At 43.7% G+C, this 16,524-nt stretch carries 14 protein-coding genes; 5 read left to right on the forward strand and 9 right to left on the reverse strand.

Annotation, left to right across the window (positions count from 1 at the left end):
• Positions 1–761: 761 nt before the first annotated feature.
• On the reverse strand, positions 762–4,301 hold the full coding sequence (locus tag RYK49_RS08610; RefSeq protein ID WP_111676833.1) for an LPXTG cell wall anchor domain-containing protein: 3,540 nt from the start codon (positions 4,299–4,301) through the stop codon (positions 762–764).
• Between the two features lie 253 nt (positions 4,302–4,554).
• Positions 4,555–5,430, reverse strand: a complete 876-nt coding sequence (locus tag RYK49_RS08615; protein ID WP_268688833.1) for a cation diffusion facilitator family transporter — start codon at positions 5,428–5,430, stop codon at positions 4,555–4,557.
• Positions 5,431–5,597: 167 nt separating this feature from the next.
• Between RYK49_RS08615 and RYK49_RS08620 the strand changes: the two genes are divergently transcribed.
• Both RYK49_RS08620 and RYK49_RS08625 read left to right on the forward strand, forming a co-directional pair.
• Positions 5,598–6,119 carry a TetR/AcrR family transcriptional regulator gene (locus tag RYK49_RS08620; RefSeq protein WP_002894195.1) on the forward strand — a complete coding sequence of 174 codons (522 nt, stop codon included), beginning with the start codon at positions 5,598–5,600 and terminating at the stop codon, positions 6,117–6,119.
• Positions 6,120–6,157: 38 nt separating this feature from the next.
• Entirely contained in the window at positions 6,158–7,324 is a 1,167-nt protein-coding gene (locus RYK49_RS08625; protein WP_049547762.1) for an MFS transporter, read from the forward strand.
• A gap of 26 nt (positions 7,325–7,350) precedes the next feature.
• Here the strand turns inward: RYK49_RS08625 and RYK49_RS08630 are convergent, their stop codons facing one another.
• Together RYK49_RS08630 and RYK49_RS08635 are read right to left on the reverse strand one after the other, a co-directional pair.
• The gene (locus RYK49_RS08630) at positions 7,351–8,613 is read right to left on the reverse strand and encodes a S41 family peptidase (protein ID WP_111676837.1); all 1,263 of its coding nucleotides are present in this window, start codon (positions 8,611–8,613) and stop codon (positions 7,351–7,353) included.
• A 3-nt stretch (positions 8,614–8,616) separates the two neighbouring features.
• Positions 8,617–9,198, reverse strand: a complete 582-nt coding sequence (locus RYK49_RS08635; RefSeq protein WP_172454774.1) for a DNA-3-methyladenine glycosylase — start codon at positions 9,196–9,198, stop codon at positions 8,617–8,619.
• 280 nt (positions 9,199–9,478) lie between these two features.
• Between RYK49_RS08635 and RYK49_RS08640 the strand changes: the two genes are divergently transcribed.
• The 3 genes from RYK49_RS08640 (at position 9,479) to RYK49_RS08650 (ending at position 11,644) form a co-directional block, all read left to right on the forward strand.
• Entirely contained in the window at positions 9,479–9,874 is a 396-nt protein-coding gene (locus RYK49_RS08640; RefSeq protein WP_002917987.1) for a hypothetical protein, read from the forward strand.
• 163 nt (positions 9,875–10,037) lie between these two features.
• Entirely contained in the window at positions 10,038–10,784 is a 747-nt protein-coding gene (locus RYK49_RS08645; RefSeq protein ID WP_111676841.1) for a DeoR/GlpR family DNA-binding transcription regulator, read from the forward strand.
• 32 nt (positions 10,785–10,816) lie between these two features.
• Positions 10,817–11,644, forward strand: a complete 828-nt coding sequence (locus tag RYK49_RS08650) for a Cof-type HAD-IIB family hydrolase (protein WP_111676842.1) — start codon at positions 10,817–10,819, stop codon at positions 11,642–11,644.
• Between the two features lie 30 nt (positions 11,645–11,674).
• Here RYK49_RS08650 and RYK49_RS08655 read toward each other — a convergent pair whose 3' ends face one another.
• From RYK49_RS08655 to dltA, 5 genes are read right to left on the reverse strand one after another with little or no spacing between them, the layout of a single operon-like run.
• Positions 11,675–12,160, reverse strand: a complete 486-nt coding sequence (locus RYK49_RS08655; protein WP_111676845.1) for an N-acetyltransferase — start codon at positions 12,158–12,160, stop codon at positions 11,675–11,677.
• Between the two features lie 40 nt (positions 12,161–12,200).
• On the reverse strand, positions 12,201–13,469 hold the full coding sequence (gene dltD / locus RYK49_RS08660) for a D-alanyl-lipoteichoic acid biosynthesis protein DltD (protein ID WP_111676847.1): 1,269 nt from the start codon (positions 13,467–13,469) through the stop codon (positions 12,201–12,203).
• Complete coding sequence (gene dltC / locus RYK49_RS08665) at positions 13,462–13,701, reverse strand: D-alanine--poly(phosphoribitol) ligase subunit DltC (RefSeq protein WP_002894204.1); 240 nt, start codon at positions 13,699–13,701, stop codon at positions 13,462–13,464. Before dltC ends, dltD begins: the two co-directional genes overlap by 8 nt.
• Before the next feature lie 19 nt (positions 13,702–13,720).
• Positions 13,721–14,965, reverse strand: a complete 1,245-nt coding sequence (gene dltB, locus RYK49_RS08670) for a D-alanyl-lipoteichoic acid biosynthesis protein DltB (RefSeq protein WP_002899375.1) — start codon at positions 14,963–14,965, stop codon at positions 13,721–13,723.
• Entirely contained in the window at positions 14,962–16,512 is a 1,551-nt protein-coding gene (gene dltA, locus RYK49_RS08675) for a D-alanine--poly(phosphoribitol) ligase subunit DltA (RefSeq protein WP_009659554.1), read from the reverse strand. Before dltA ends, dltB begins: the two co-directional genes overlap by 4 nt.
• Positions 16,513–16,524 lie beyond the last annotated feature (12 nt).

Below are 16,524 nucleotides of genomic sequence, written 5' to 3' on the forward strand. Positions count from 1 at the left end.
GAATTCTTGTCTTATGGTTTTTCTTTTTACCGATATGCATATTTTGGTAGGAAATGCTAGGAACAAAAGCTTTATTTGCTTTAAAAAACATTTACCTATCACAGTATATGACATAATTGACATCTTGTCAACAGGTTTGCCTCAAAAAAAATGATTGCATTTAAAAAAATGTTTAATTTTGATAAAAGCTTGTTATATCAAGCTTTTTGACACTTTTTTAAAGCGTTTTTTTACTTCGAGGATAAAAAAAAGCAAATTTTTTTGAGGAAATTTCCCCTTTACTGCTTCTTTTTCAACCTTCAGATGGACAGTGTGACAGCATCTGTCCTCTTCTGATCGGTAATCGATATGCTTAGGAAAGGCGCTTCAGGACAAGGCTTAGCAAGCTTTGCCTGTTTCTTCCTACCCAATAGTATATGCTAAAGAAAAAGCATTGTCAATGCATTTGCATTTTATTAGATGTAAAACCTATCTAAAAATGCACAATGTACTCAGCTTGTCTATTTTTTATAGAAAAACTACAAAATCAAAAAGGCTAGAATTTTCAGACAAAACTACATTGTTAAATTATAGAAGAAAAAACTCCAGAAAATAATATTTCCTGGAGTTTTTTTAATATGCTACAAACTTATAAGATTACAACTTGAGCCCTTGATACCTTTGAAATAGTATCTTCTGCTTATACACCAAAAGACTGAGATAATTTCATGGCTGGTCTAAAGTTTATATTAAGATAATGGATACCTTGCAAATTAATAAACTTATTCAGTTTCTAGAAAACTAATTCCTTCTTCAGCAGCCCAATCATAACGTCTAACAAATGGCTGCCAAGTTAGGCTTTCCCAATCAACTTCTGGGGCAGTTAGATATATTTTTTCGGCTTGGCTGATTGTCGTTATCTGCTTATCGTTTTTTATATCACCTCTATAGCGGTAAAGCTTTTGGGATCTTTTATTACGAGAAAACGTCGCTACAGTTTCAGGTACTTTAGTTACGGGATCTACTTTGATAATTTCATAATCTATTGGAGATTCTCCTCGAGAAGAGTCCTCTTCTTTTGTTGTTATTATCGTCCCATCTTCTAATATCTTATACTTATACTTATACTTATAATTATAATTATAATTATAGCTGTAACCCTTAGGCAAATGTACTGGTTTTAAACCTACATAAGGCGGAGCATCTGAAGTTTGTCCGTATGCATATAAAATTTCTTCTATTTCACCATTAACTAGATAAACCAATTCTGGGAATCCGTTTTTATCCAAATCATACAATGTATAATAGATAGGTGTGCCATCTGAAACACCAAAATAATGGTAATGACCTTCTCTTAGTAGCTCACCATCTCCATCAGGTCCTGGCATCAATTCAAATTTAAATGCTCGATAATTCTTTACATCATATGGCAACTCACCTATTTTTATATTGGTAATTTTACGTGTGGACTGCAAATTCCTTAAAGAAAAAGTATTGCTGAAATGATTCTCACTATCATCGGAACTATCAGATGTGTCATCATCAGAACTAGTTTCATCAGATTCATCTAATGGCTTGACGTCTTTGAGCTTTCTTTTACCACTGTTTGGTTTGTACTCTCCCTTAGCCATCAGACGCTCAAAGAAACGCTCACTGTCTAAGAATTTTCCTTCCAACTTCAGACCAGAGAAGCCCACTTCATAACCTAGGGTTAAGTCCGCAAAGAGAACAGCACGACCACTGGCTTTTTCTAATTTAGGCGAATCAAGATTTTTCTGAGTGACCTGAGCATTCAGTTCACCTTCTAACCCGAGGCCAACCGCAACATCAAAGGATGCTACAGATAGATTAAGGAATCCTGGTTTAAAGACTGCCATAGGCCCCTCTTTTATTTGACCATAAATGTTTAAGTCTAACTTATTGCTTAATTGAACATTTTGATCAAAGTAAGCTTTCTGATTTTTGACACCTAATTCAGCTGCTACATCAAAATTGCTTTCTGTACTAATATTAAACTTTCCTTCAGCATTGAGGAACACATAGATGTCTACGCTAACTACAACACCGTAATAAGATGAAAAATTGACCGTCACTAGTTTTACCTTGTCTTCAAAACTGGCTTCTTTCTTGAAATCAGTCGTCAACTTAAAGTTAAGAGACGGTTTTACAAAGACATGCGGAGAACGTCCTGGAGCCCAGTCAAGCTTAGCCTCGACCTTTCCGGTAACTTTCAAGCCAACATCAACACCTTTGATTTTCTTCTTCCATGTCTTTCTAGCAGCTGCAGAAGCAGAGACCGAGGCTCTATTACCGAGGTCATCTCCTTCATCTTCTTCTACACTCGTTCCTTCAGCAGGAGTAAAGGTTCCTCCATCAAGATCAAACTCTGTCTGTACATTAATCTCTTTGGCTACCTCTTCTAAAGTAGCCTTTGTGACAGTCAGAACGGTTTTCCCGTCAGCGATTTTTGAAGAAACCACTTTAAAAGCAAAACCTGTAGGATAATTTCCGCTTGCCGGCAGAACAATAACATCCCCTGATTTTAGTTTTTTCTCCTCAGGCAAGATGACCTGACCAGCCTTTTCATCAACCTGATAATCAACAACATCTAGTTGAACAACTGATGGATTGAGAACAACCTTGCCCATAGCATCTGAGTTATTACGTCCCGGAGAGAATTGACCAAGAATATTGTGAACTTGGAAATCATTATTTCCATTTGCAGTAATACTAGCTTCAAAATCCTTCCCATGAAGGGTATAGGTTTTTCCTCTAGTCAGGTGAACATAGAAATAACCATCACTATCCGTTTCAATCGTTTGAATTTCTTTACCATTCTCTTTCAGAGTAACGGTTCCAAATTCTATACCTCTGCCTGTTAGATTTGAAAAAGCGTGACCTGAAAGTAGAACTTCTTCTGCTGACCCTTGTTTTGGGCTATCAGAACTATTTCCTAATTCATCCCCTTGGCTATTTTTCTCCGAGGATGAAGTGTCAGGATTCCTTGATTGATTAGGATTCACTGGTGTTGATGGTTGGGTGCCAACAGAAGATCCAGTATCAGACACTGTCGGAACGGTTCCTGAATCTACAGATGTTACTGGTGAATCTGAATCCGGAACAGTTGGACTTGGAACTAAACCTGAAGCACCGCTATCCAAAGATGGAGTCAGAGTATCCACACTTGGTGACGGATTGGTGACTACTGCCCCATTGTTAGATGCTGTCGGAACAGTTCCTGAATCTACAGATGTCACTGGTGGATCTGAATCCGGAACAGTTGGACTTGGAACCACACCTGAAGCTCCACTATCCAAAGATGGAGTCAGAGTATCCATACTTGATGATGGATCGGTGACTACTGCCCCATTGTCAGACGCTGTCGGAACGGTTCCTGAATCTACAGATGTCCCTGGTGAATCTGCACTTGAAACTGTCGGACTTGAACCACTTCCATCTGAAGATGGAGATGGAATAGCTGTCCCTGGTGATGATTGACTACCAAGCGAAGACCCAGTATCAGACGGTGACGTCACAGTAATGGTATCTACCGGTGTCACTGGTGAATCTGAATTGAGCCCTGTACTTGCACTACTATCTGAAGACGAACTTGGATAGGCTGGCGTCCCAATATCAACTGGTGACGTGCTACCGTTCCCTGATATTCCTTGCGTATCCGTCTGACTTGGCATAGTAGATGAACCTACGTATGCCTCAGTAGCAGGATTGACAGAAGTTTGATTAGTCAGGCTAGATTTCTCTCCAAGAAGAGGATTTTCAACCGAGCGATAATAAACAGTCAGTCGAACTGGTACATCTTTATCAAAGAGCCGAACGCTCTGACTAAACTCAACAAGAGAAGCGACCAAAGTGTCAGCTGATACGAGTGCTGCACCGAAAGCACTGCCTGAAATCACTAAGAAAGTTAATAACAATCTTCTTGAGTAGCTATATCTCAATAAGATGAGACCAAGAAGAAGCACGATAAAACCAATAACTGAGAAAGTGATTATTTTTTCCCCTGTCTTAGGCAAAACTGCCACTTGCTCCTGCTTAATTTTTACCTTAAACTCTTGAGTTTGACCAGGCTGCAGGATTTCCGATGTAGGTAAAGGCCCATCAACTTTATAACCTTGCGGCAAATTTAACTGATAGTTAACATCGTTTATCTCTGAATTGCTTGAATTTCTTGCCTTGACTGACAATTGATTTTGACCATCGCCACTTAGTTCCGCACTAATCTGTTCATTAGCGAAAGCGATTCGGCCAGTTCCAAATATCATTGCTAAGAAAAACAAGATACTAAACAGTTTTTTCCTCATTTTACCTCCTATTTTATTTTATAGGGAAAGGCAGATTTCCCCAAATTTAAGTATAGTATGAGCCAACATATTTGTCAATATTATAATTTATTGATTATATTAATTATGTTTTTGTACAATAAAAGCAGCTCTTAAAAGCTGCTTTAGTATAATAATTTTGAATATAAAGTTTATTTTGATATTAGCTTTTTCATTGCTTATTATATTTTATACGCTGTTGTTTTCTATTTTAAAAACTACTTTAGTATAAGTTTTATTCCATTCCCTCTCCACCCAGGCACCACTCTTCATGCTCTTCCAAGCTGCTATCCGTCTGGATAGTGATTTTGGTGATGCCATAGGCTTGCAGTTCTTGACGCAGAGTAGTTTGAGTCTCAACCAAAAGATCTGGATTTTCAAGACAGATATGAATCATGGCAAATTTTTCCAAACCGTCTGTGGTCCAGACATTGAGCTGGGTAATAGTCTGAACGTTTTCAACCGCCAGAATTTCCTGATAAAGCTGGCTCAAATCAATATCGCTAGGGATATGATCCAGAAAAATCTTGATATTTTCCCAGAACTTAGGCAGGGCCTTGCTGAGGATGAAGCCCGCAATAAGCAGGGAGAGCAGTGGGTCAAGAAAATACCAGTCAGTAAAGCGCAGAACGATGGAGACTAGGATAACAGCTACCCAACCCAGAATGTCCTCTAAGAAATGGAGACTGAGAATGGACTCATTATGACTGTGTCCATGACCATGGCCGACTACCTTGCTGGCTGCTAGATTGACTATAATGGCGAAAATACCCAGCACCAGCATGCCGTCATAATTGACCTTTTCAGGCGCAAAGACCTTGGGTACATTTTCGATAATCACCAAGGTCGAGCCGACTAGCAAGATGACCGAGGTCAGCAGGGCTCCCAAAAGGCTGTAGCGCTTGTAGCCCAGAGTATATTTCTTGTCTTCTTTTTTATTAGAAATTTTTTCAAAAAGGGTGGAAAGTCCGATGGCCATCGCGTCTCCTGTGTCGTGCACAGCGTCGGCTAATACAGCGCTGGAATTGAACATGAAGCCAAAGATAAACTCAAGAATAGCAAAGGAAAAGTTTAATAGAAAAGCAATGGTCATATTTTTACTAGATTTCACGGCAGCCTCCTTTCAGTTTGGCTAAATTTATAGTATAATGTAATCAAAACGGAACACCTTGTTCAGTTTTTCATCTTTATTATCCCTTATTCTCAGAAAGGAAACAAGAAGCAATTGAGGGGCTTTGTCCGTTACTGAACAATCCTGCTCTTTTGTTCCGAAACGCTATGGACAGACGAGTCAAGAAATCACGCGCAGCTATTTACCAAGCTTTTATCAGCCTGCTGCATCAAAAAAGCTATGAAAGCATTACAGTGCAAGAAATCATCGACCTGGCAGACGTTGGCCGGTCGACTTTTTATGCCCATTTCGATACCAAGGAAGCCTTGCTAGAGGAGGTTTGCCAAGACCTCTTTCAGCATACCTTTCTTGAACGCGACGACGGCAAGGATCTCTTTGAAGCAACTGCCCATATTTTCAAGCATTTTCAAAAGAATCAGGACAAGATTGCGACCTTGCTGCTTTCGAAAAATATCTATTTCACCAACCGCTTAAAGATTGAGCTGGAAAACTATCTCTTTCCGATGATTCAGGAACAGCTCCTGCGAAAAAAATCTCAGCTGCCAGAGCCCTTTCTGAGAAATTACGTGACTTCTACCTTTGTGGAGACGGTCAGCTGGTGGCTCCAGCAAAAGAAAACATTGCCAGAAACAGTTATCAGCCAGTATTTTCTGGATTTGATGGACTGATTTTATTTTGATATTTATATAGGAGGAAACTTAACTTTATGAAAAAGCAACATTCGAAATTTTTACTTCCAGGTATTTTGATGGTGGGGGTTGTCCTACGGGCACCTTTTGCAGTGCTGCCCGTTGTTCTGGGCGATATTGCTAAGGGGCTGCAAGTTCCCGTCAACTCACTGGGACTGCTGACTAGCCTGCCCTTGATCATGTTTGCCCTCTGCTCAGCCTTTTCCCCACGCCTAGCTCAAAAGGTCGGTCTGGAAAAGCTCTTTACCATAGCCATGATTGTGCTGACCCTGGGCTCTTTTATTCGTATCTTTAACCTGCCTCTACTCTATGCAGGTACAATCATGCTAGGGGCTGCCATCGCTGTCTTAAATGTGCTCCTGCCTAATGTCATTCAGGCCAATCAGCCAGAAAAAATTGGATTTCTAACCACGCTTTATATCACTTCTATGGGACTGGCCATCTCAGTCATGTCTCCCTTGGCTGCGCCTATTGTCCGCTTAGCTGGCTGGAAAGGACTGATTCTCGTCCTGACCCTCATCTGCTTACTGGCTTGCTTGATTTGGCTTCCCAACAGCCGGCATAATCACCAACTGACTAGCAAAAGCCGCGAGCATCAAATGGGCTCCCTGCTAAAAAATCCTAGAGTATGGGCTCTGATTGTTTTCGGTGGCCTGCAGTCTTTACTCTTTTATACGGCTATCACTTGGCTGCCGACTCTTGGTCAGTTGGCAGGACTTTCCAATGATGCTACTGGATTCTTGGCCTCTATCTTTTCCTTTATCAGCCTTCCTTTGGCCATGACGATACCTAGTCTGACAACGCGTCTATCCGCTAAAAAACGCTTGGGGATGATTGCTCTCTTTTCTGCAACCGGTATGGTTGGTCTGGGTATGCTGCTGGTCAAGACAGATTCCTTTGTCTACTGGCTCATCCTCAATCTGCTAATCGGTATGTCCGTCAGCGCCCTCTTCCCCTACCTCATGGTTACTTTCTCGCTGAAAACCAGTACTCCTGAGCAAACCGCTCAGCTATCTGGCTTAGCCCAGACTGGTGGTTATATTCTGGCCGCCTTTGGACCTAGCCTCTTTGGATACAGCTTTGATTTATTCCATTCCTGGACTCCAGCCATCCTCATTCTCATTGGCTTGGCTGCCATCGTGACACTAACACTCTTTTACATTGAGAAGTTTGACAAGATATAGTAAAGACGAAAAAACGCTTAGAAATCCTAAGCGTTTTTGCAATAGTTGAGGCACTCTTCCAGGTCCACATCCCGCTCTAAGTGCTCTGGTGTCCAAGGAATCAAGATATCCGGTTCAACTCCCCTGTCATTCATGCCCTTTCCTTGATCAATTCTAGTGTCACGTGAAGTGGGAAACAGGAGCTCATAGTCACCAAAATCCTTCACGCAGCAATTGGAATAATCTAAAATTCCCATAGTCGGACGCCCTAGGACCGTAACTTTGGGCATCTTTTTCATAGTATCAACAAAATTATCACCTGAAGACCCACAGGTAACATCTGCTAGTACAAAGACTTTTTCAGGTCGAGCTAGGCCTAGGACGTCTGGCAGAAAGTTTTGATTGCTATCCTCATCGCCATAAAGGACATAACCTTTTCCCCGATTCTCTTCCAACTCTTTTAGAAATTCTTTGAGAATCTGGTGAGTTTCTGCTGACAAGTTTGGATCTTCTAGGATATTTTGCATCAGTTGCTGACGCAAATCAACATTTCTATCAGTGTAGAGAATCTCCATCCCATCATCGCTCGGCAAATCTAAGTCACTGAAAGCCTTCCCCTGAGGGAGAGTATATTTGAAAAGTGGATAATAAAGCGAGTCCGTCCCGCCATAATTGACTCGAACATCAATGATTAAATACTTGGCCTGCTCAATAGCTGCTTGACTGTCAGAATAAAGCTGAGTGATGGCTGCCTCATCCGTAAAATCTTCTAACTTAAGATAGACGATGTCCTCAGAAAGGCTGCGCCATTCAAACTGCGGTGGCTTCTTTGGGTGGGCAGTCGGCTGAACATGCAGTTGCTCTTCCTTGCCATTGCGTACCACCGTAACTTCTCCGGCATGCTCTACAAAGTAAGCCCACTCCTTGTGCTGTCGCTCTGGTGTGGAACTGACAAAATAAGCCTTGTGTTCTTGATACACCTGATGCAAAAGTTTTCTATCCAAGGCTAGAATCTGGTCGCCACATTTCAGCCCCGTATCACTATTTGCCTGCAGGACGTAGAGGCAGTCTTGGTAATATCTCAGTTTAAAGCCGGGCGGTTGCGTTTCCTTCAGCCCAAACCAAACATGGGACAAAATCCCAAAACTGGCTATATAACAATGCATCTGGTAGAGAAAGTCCTCTTGGCTCATCTGGTCTGTGATACGCGCTCGATATTCTTCGGGATTTGCACCCATGATGTCTTTCTTTGTTGAGGAATCCTCTCGCATAATTTCTACGACTTGCTCAAAAATCTCTGTTTTCTTCATCTTTTACTCCTTCTTCCAAGTGTCCTCATCATCCAGCAGGCCTCGCTTTGGCACTTTTGAGACATGACGATTGCCAGCCACATAAAAGCCTAAGGGCTCCTCCCGCCAGGCATCTGTGCAGGTCACGCCAATCTGCGAACGACTGGCAATCTGATTCGGAGTCAGGTCATGGGCTAATTGCAGACTGGAAGTCGCTAAACTCTGTCCATCAAAGCGCTTATCAATCCCAGCATACTTGGTTAGCTTGCCAGGACCATTAGCTAAAAGTCGGCCATCCGGTAGCTCCAAGGCTCGAATCAGTACGGCTTCGGCCACATTTTCAGCCTTGGTCACCAGATTCAGCATCTGATAACCATAAATCTGATAAACATACCAGTGACCTGCTGGCAGATACATGGATTCATTCTTAGGGGAGCGGCGCCCTCTAGCTGAATGACAGGCACTGTCCTGACTTCCTAGATAGGCTTCTGTTTCGACAATTCGGCCTAACTTCTGGCCATTTAGAATCAACTGCATACCTAGCAAAGCTCGCGCTGCTGCAACTGTGTCTGTCTCGATTAGTTTCTGAAAATCTCTTGATAACATAGGTTGATTATAGCATGATTTCTCCATTTACAGAGGAAAAGAAATGTTGCAAAAATGTTATTTTTCTCCTTCTCATGGACAAGAATTTTGTTACAAAACAATTACGCACTAAATAAGCGGAAAATCGTGAAAAAGCTTATAAAATCTATGTTTTGTCTACTTGTTTTGCATATATTTTGTAACATTTTTATTAACAGAGTATGTTATTTATGTATCAATCCGGTTTTTCATTGCTTCAAATGAAATATTTGTTTAATATTATACTAGAAGGAGGGGTAAGATGAAAAAATTATCTAAAATTTCTTTATTTTTATTACCACTAATTGCACTTTTCTTTTTAGCAGCTTGCGGAAATTCTGCGGATAAGAAGACTGAAGAAAGCTCAAGTTCCAGCTCAAGCGTATCTTCTTCATCTAAAGCTAAGACAAGCTCTAGTAGCACATCTGAAGAAAGCGGCAGTGCCAAAGTCAACGTAAACGGCGGAGATGCTAGCGTTAATGTAAATGGCGGAGACGAAAGCGGAGATGCTTCTGTTGAAACTAACGGAGACGGTAGTGCTAATGTACAAACTGACAACGCTGGTGTTAGCGTAAATGAAGATGGCGTTCATGTTCAAGGCGGCGGTGTTGATGTTAAGGTCGGTAGCGATGGATCTGTCAATATCCAAACACCTTAATTGAAAAATATATTTCGATTATTATAAATAATAAAAACCGAGTTTTGCTCGGTTTTTTGATTTTCTCCTGCGCATTTCAAAAAAACTTGTAAAACATTAAAAAGACTTGTAAAAACTTATTTGCTATGTTATACTCTATTTAGAAAAGCAAGGAGGGCCAAGTATGTACCAAGAACAACGCTTAGCTGAAATCTTAGAGCTCTTGGCTGAGAAAAAACAGCTGTCTGCCAAGGATATGATTGAGCATTTTCAGGTTTCTAAAGATACTATTCGGCGAGATTTTTCGATTTTGAGCGAGCGTAGACTTGTGCAGCGCACCCACGGAGGTATTATCCCGCTAGACACTAGCCGGCAAATCCCCTCCTTTAACGACCGCATCAACCAACTAAATCAAGAAAAAAAGGCTATTGCCCAGAAGGCCCATGACTTTCTCAAGCCGGGGCAGATTGCTTTCTTTGATGTCTCAACCATCGTTCTCCATCTGGCCCAGCGCATCAAGGAGCCTATGACAATCTACTCCCATTCTCTGGATAATGCAATCATGCTGAGCAGTCAGGACAAAGTGGACTTTCACCTCTTAGGCGGGAAATTTTATCCCAAAAACCGATTCTACTACGCGCTCAATGAAGCAGAGCTGCTGGAGCAAATTTCCTTTGACATTGCCTTTATCGGGGCAGCCAGTGTCTCTGATGGTCTAGTCAGCTTTGAAGACGAGGCTGATGCTCACCTTAAAAAACTGGCTTTGAAACACGCCAAGACTAAGATTCTGCTGGCCGAACAAGACAAGTGGCAGAAAGAATCTAAGTACATCCTGGGTCCTGTCAGCGACTTTGACTACTGGATTACGGACCAAGAGCCCAGCCCTGAAGTCCAAAAACTGCTTGGAGACAAGGTTAAAATAATTTATTAAATCGATCCATTAGACACAAAGGAGGAAGAGCTATGACAAACCAACCGATTCGCCTGATTATCAGCGACATTGACGGCACCATTTTGGATGACCAGCATCAAGTAGATCCTAAACTCAAGGACATGATTCCTCTGCTAAGCCGAGAAAAAATCCCTTTCGTTCTCGCTTCTGCTCGCTCTCCTCTAGGCATGGAGCCGATTGCCCGTGAGCTGGGACTGGGAGATAATCCGTTAGCCTGCTACAATGGCGCTCTGGTCATCAAGGGTGATCCGCAAGCTTACGAGACCATTATCGAGCACCCTTTGGACAAGAAAGAAATCCGCACTTTTCTAGAGCTGGTCAAGGCTGAATTTCCTAGCGTGTCCATCAATCTCTATTCCGGTAAGGATTGGATTGCTGACCGTCTGGATAAGTGGGTGCAGATAGAGGCAGCTATTACAGGTGAGCGACCGATGATTCAGAATGTTCTTCTGCCAGTGCTGGATGTGCTAATCCCTATCCATAAGCTACTTCTTATTGATGAAGCGCCTGTCATCCAGAAACTTCACGACTACCTACAGACCTTGGACTTTCCCAAGACGGCCTTCTATCTCTCTAAGGACAACTACATGGAAGTCACGGCCAAGCATGTCTCCAAGGAGCAAGCCTTATACGAAATTGCCCAGCACTATCAAGTGCCTCTAGAGCAGGTTATGACAATCGGAGACAACTTCAATGACCTTCCTATGCTCCGCCTGGCTGGACTTGGAGTCGCTATGGGCAATGCCCCCGAAGCAGTCAAAACCAAGGCAAAAGCCGTCACCAAAAGCAACAATGAGCACGGAGTTGCAGAAGCTGTAGAAAAGTATGTTTTGATATAACGCAAAAAATCTGCTCAAGGGCAGATTTTTTTATTGATGATAATCATAAGCCAGGCGAGGACTGCCGTCAGCCACATAAATAATGCCGCACTCCCTAAAGCCGTAGTTCAGGACAGCAGCCTGCATAGGCTGATTGTCCGCATGGGTATCGATTCGCAAGTAGGGAATCTGCTGGCAGCAAAAATCAAAGACCTGATGAGATAGGCCTCTAACTTGGCCATTTGAAGCGATGCGGTGAATGGTGCCGTAAGGCTCCACAAAATGCCAGGTTCCCTTTTCGATGAGCTGATAGGTCGGGTCTTCTCCAATGATAAAGGCAAAGGTGCCAACCGGCCGCCCTTCTTCCTCGACAACAAAGGAGTGGCCAGTCGCAATGTCATCCTCAATCAAGCTCGCGCTGGGATAGCCTCCATCCCACTGAGTCGGATTGCCTTGGTCTTTCATGAACTGACGAGCCACATCATAAATCTCCATAATGGCTGGGATATCTTCTATTTGGGACAAACGAATTTTCATCTTTCCTCCTTTATAAAAATAAGGCTGGAAAGTCCCAACCTTATTTGAATTCTTCTGGTTTGCCAGTATACTGAGACCATTCCTTGCTGAAGAAGCGGTCATTCATCTGGTAGTTTGGCGCCGGCTGTGGATTGGCTACAAAAGGATCAACCGCCTTGTCAAAGGCCAGCCAGCCATTCCAGCCCATATGAATAGTGTCCTGCATGAAGTAAGGCTTGTCGCCGTCCTTAGAAAAATCAGCAATGTTGGTAAAACCCTGACTTTCCAGCTGGTAGCGAATCTTGGCAACCGTCCGCTGGTACATTTCAGGACTGAGTCCTGTATACTCCATCCACTTAGAATTGACCGGTGGAATGATGAAGATGACATTAGTCTTTGACTTGGCGAACTGGTCCAGAACCAGCTGCAAGTCGTTGTACTCAGGAGATTTTTCATAAGATTGCTTGGTTTGAAAACCTCTGAGCTTGGCAACCTTGCCGGCCAGACGGGTCTTGTAAAATTGATTGTCTATGCCGAATTGATTGTTATTGGTCTTCTTCTTGGCCTCTGCTGTAGCAATCTCTTCCAAAGCCTGATAGGAGAAGGTGTCTGGCAAATCAGCCATATAAGGCAAAATTCGCTGGTCATAATTTTCATTATTGAGGGCAGCAAAGTTGCTAAAAAAAGCATCTTGGCGCTCATTAAGATGAGCCATCATCTCAATATGGCGCTCTTCAAAGCTGCTCAGCTTTTTACCTTCCGACAGCTTCTGGACGCTCTCTGCCATAGCAACATCTGGATAAAGCTGCAGGAGGCGCTGGGCTGCATATTGCGCCGCCGCATCTCCTTGCTGCTGAGACAGATAAGCCGTCAGCTGATCACTGTTGAAGTACTGCTGAAAGGCCGAAGCATCATAGCCAGTCTTGGTAAACCACTGGGGCGACACTACATAGACCGCCGTTTGCCCCTCCAGCTCAGAGGACATCTGCTGCATACCAAAGTACTGATTAAATGATGCTGCCCCGCGCTGGCCTAGAAAATAAGGCCGATAGGAGCGGTTGTATTTCTCGGCCAGCACTGCCGGATGCATGCTATCAAAGCGCAGCCATTCGCTAGAACCAAAGAAGGGAACAAAGCGCATCTTCTTATCGGTCAAGGCTGTCACCTTCTTGCTGCGGCTCTTGAAGTTTTCTGCTGTCAGGGTCACTGCCGAGCGCTTCTCTGCTTCTATATCATGCTTTTTATCAAGCGGATAGAAGAAAAAGAGCAGGGCAACCATGGCCATAGCGCAGAAAACAGGCCCCAGAATCAGCCAGAGTCGTTTAAGCATTGCGAAGCTCCGTTACGCCTTCAACGATTTTATTGGCTGTGTTCCAGTCATCGCGGCCAAACTCTGACACTGGCACGCGGATGTCAAAACGGTTTTCCAGCTCAACAATCAGCTCGACCGTTCCCATGCTGTCTAGGACACCAGCATCAAACAAATCCTCGTCCATCATATCTGACACATCTTCCATAAATAGTTCTTCAATAATTTCAATTACTTCTGCTTTTATATCCATTTTTCTTCCTCATTCATTTTTATTTTTTAAACCAAAGCTCATTTAAAAATCCAGAAAAGATTAAAAATGAGAACATAACCGCGTGAAAGGTCACCACAATCCCCAAAGCTTGAGTCCATTTATTGTCTGGCAGAGGCGGAAGCCCCTTAGCCTTGCGCTCTTTGTTTAGCGTTTTCTTCTTGCGCAGCCAGGCATCATTGACGACTAGCCCAGCTCCATGGAAGAGACCGTAGGCGATATAGTACCAGGTTACACCATGCCAGAAGCCCATAATCAGCATGTTAATCAGATAGGCCACACTAGAGGTCGTGTTGCGGTTTTTAAAGACCTTATTGCGCATCAGGACCATGACCAGCCGCATAAAGACAAAATCACGGAACCAAAAGGACAGACTCATGTGCCAGCGATTCCAAAATTCTTTCAAATCGCGTGAGAGAAAAGGCTTATCAAAGTTGATAGGGCTCTTGATTCCCATGAGATTGGAAATAGCTAGCGCAAACATCGAATAACCGGCAAAGTCAAAGAAGAGATCCAGACCAAAGACATACATGACGCCCAGAGTCCCCAGATTAAAGAAACCGCCGGTATAGAGAGCGTAGGTCTTGACATGACCCAGCAAGAGATGTCCAAAGATATGGGCCAGGATAAACTTATAAAGGAAGCCTAGCATGATATACTTGACAGACTGCTCTAGCATATCCAGCAGCTCATCTCGCTCAGGAATGTTCAAATAGTCTTCATTGAAACGCTTAAAACGATCAATGGGTCCACTCGAAAAGGTCGGCATGAAGAGCAGGAAACGCAAGAACTCCCAGAGCGTGAACTCTGTCAGAACCCCATCGCGCATCTCAATCATCATCCCTACCGAGCGAAAGGTCAGATAGGAAATTCCCAAAAAGCCAAAGAGAGACTGATGACCGCTGATTGCGGGCTCTACCTTAACAAGCACAAGCGGCAGAACCGCCAGCAAGGTATGCAGATAAAAGATCCACTTGCTGTCCCGCGACCGGCGATAGAGCTTGTATGAGTAAACCCAAACTATCTGCCAGATGACATAGCCCAGCAGAGCACAAAGCTGCGCCAGACTAGGGCCTGTCAGCATCAGGACGATAAAGACCAAGCTGACCAAGGCTTCATAAAGGGGGAAGCGTTTCTTAAAGAAAAGTCCAACAAAGATTGGCAGAACTGCTAGAACGATATAGACAAAGTAAACTGGATTGCCGTAGGGTTCCAAGTGAGGGAGCTGTTTCAAGAAATCCATCATCGCTTATTGACCTCGCTAATAAGCCCCTTAATGTCAATCTTGCCATTCGGGGTCAGAGGCAGGGTCTCTCGATAGAGAAACTTGGACGGCATCATATAGGACATCATGATATCCTGCAAGTCTTCCTTGATTGCCTTGGTAATATCAATTTCCCGCTCAAACTGCTCAGCCACACCGTCTTTGAGAATGACATAGGCCAGCAGATTTTGGACCTTGTGGTCCTTATTGTAGCGGGGCACAGCCACCGCAGACTCAACGTATTTCGATTTGTTCAGATTCTGAGACACATCCTCCAGCTCAATACGGAAACCATTAAACTTGATCTGGAAGTCCATCCGGCCGCCGTAAAGCAGCAGACCTTCATCTGTCATCGAGCCGACATCTCCTGTATGGTAGGCTGGCAGACCTTCAAATTCAAAGAAGGCCTCCGCTGTCTTCTCAGGATTATTCAGATAGCCTTTGGATACAGCTGGGCCGCAGACGATGATTTCTCCCTGCTGGCCATTCGGTACCTTCTGCCCTTCTTCGTCAATGACAAAGGTCGGAGAGTCCGCCTTGGTATAGCCAATCGGCAGGCGCTTGCAATTTTGCAGCATCTCATCTGTCACTGCTACTGCAGACAGGGCCACTGTTGCCTCAGTCGGACCGTAAGCATTGATAATGCGAGCTTGAGGGAATCGATCGCGCAGCTTCTGAGCTGTCTTGACTGTCAACTCCTCGCCGTCAAAGTAGAAATGCGTCAGCTGGGGCAGCTTCTGGCTGTTAAAGTCATCTGACAGCAAGGCCATATCCGCGAAGGAAGGCGTCGAAGTCCAGATAGCAATAGGCAGACTGAGAATCGTCTCAAACAGCTGCTTGAAATCCTGAGTCACTGCCGAAGGCAGGGCAAAAAGAGTCCCTCCCAAGGCTAAAGTCGGCGCCCAATACATGACCGACAAATCAAAAGAATAAGGAGGCTGAGCCAACATTTGAGGACGCTCCGGAGTCGCAAACTCCTTATCCGTAATCATCCAATTCGTAAAGCTGAGCAAATTATTGTGGGAAATCTGCACTCCCTTAGGTTTGCCAGTCGTTCCCGATGTGAAAATGATATAGTAGTTATCATCTCCCTGAACTGGATGGCTAAGCTCATAGGATGCTCCCTCTCTGAAAGCTGTCTGAACTTGCTCCGCACTGAAAATAGGAGCTGCCACATCTGCCAGTGGAAAATCATTGATGGCAATAATCAAGCTTGGCTCAGCAACTTCCACAATCGCTGCCACGCGCTCCAAGGCTGAGTGGCTGTCGATAGGAATGTAGGCATGACCAGACTTGGTCAAGGCCACAAAAGTAGCCAGCATTTCGTATTCCTGACCGCCAAAGACCACAACCGGAGACTTGTCAGGAAGTCCCAAACGGTCAATCTGAGCCGCCAACGAATCGGAATCCTTCTTTAAATCGCCATAAGTATGAACTTGACCTAAAATATCATAAACCGGAAAATCCGGCTGCACCTGAGCAAAATGCTCAATCGCTTCAATCATATCATGTATCACTTTATTTGACATTGTTTCCTACTC

Origin of the sequence: uncultured Streptococcus sp. (assembly GCF_963525625.1) — a bacterium.
Taxonomy (GTDB): Bacteria; Bacillota; Bacilli; order Lactobacillales; family Streptococcaceae; genus Streptococcus.

Excerpts from the sequence above, each read along its gene's own strand:
- dltC (WP_002894204.1), bottom strand. The coding sequence starts at position 13,701 with ATGGATATAAAAGCAGAAGTAATTGAAATTATTGAAGAACTATTTATG.
- RYK49_RS08640 (WP_002917987.1), top strand. The coding sequence starts at position 9,479 with ATGAAAAAATTATCTAAAATTTCTTTATTTTTATTACCACTAATTGCA.
- dltD (WP_111676847.1), bottom strand. The coding sequence starts at position 13,469 with ATGCTTAAACGACTCTGGCTGATTCTGGGGCCTGTTTTCTGCGCTATG.
- RYK49_RS08645 (WP_111676841.1), top strand. The coding sequence starts at position 10,038 with ATGTACCAAGAACAACGCTTAGCTGAAATCTTAGAGCTCTTGGCTGAG.
- RYK49_RS08635 (WP_172454774.1), bottom strand. The coding sequence starts at position 9,198 with ATGTTATCAAGAGATTTTCAGAAACTAATCGAGACAGACACAGTTGCA.
- dltB (WP_002899375.1), bottom strand. The coding sequence starts at position 14,965 with ATGATGGATTTCTTGAAACAGCTCCCTCACTTGGAACCCTACGGCAAT.
- RYK49_RS08655 (WP_111676845.1), bottom strand. The coding sequence starts at position 12,160 with ATGAAAATTCGTTTGTCCCAAATAGAAGATATCCCAGCCATTATGGAG.
- dltA (WP_009659554.1), bottom strand. The coding sequence starts at position 16,512 with ATGTCAAATAAAGTGATACATGATATGATTGAAGCGATTGAGCATTTT.
- RYK49_RS08620 (WP_002894195.1), top strand. The coding sequence starts at position 5,598 with ATGGACAGACGAGTCAAGAAATCACGCGCAGCTATTTACCAAGCTTTT.
- RYK49_RS08625 (WP_049547762.1), top strand. The coding sequence starts at position 6,158 with ATGAAAAAGCAACATTCGAAATTTTTACTTCCAGGTATTTTGATGGTG.
- RYK49_RS08650 (WP_111676842.1), top strand. The coding sequence starts at position 10,817 with ATGACAAACCAACCGATTCGCCTGATTATCAGCGACATTGACGGCACC.
- RYK49_RS08630 (WP_111676837.1), bottom strand. The coding sequence starts at position 8,613 with ATGAAGAAAACAGAGATTTTTGAGCAAGTCGTAGAAATTATGCGAGAG.
- RYK49_RS08610 (WP_111676833.1), bottom strand. The coding sequence starts at position 4,301 with ATGAGGAAAAAACTGTTTAGTATCTTGTTTTTCTTAGCAATGATATTT.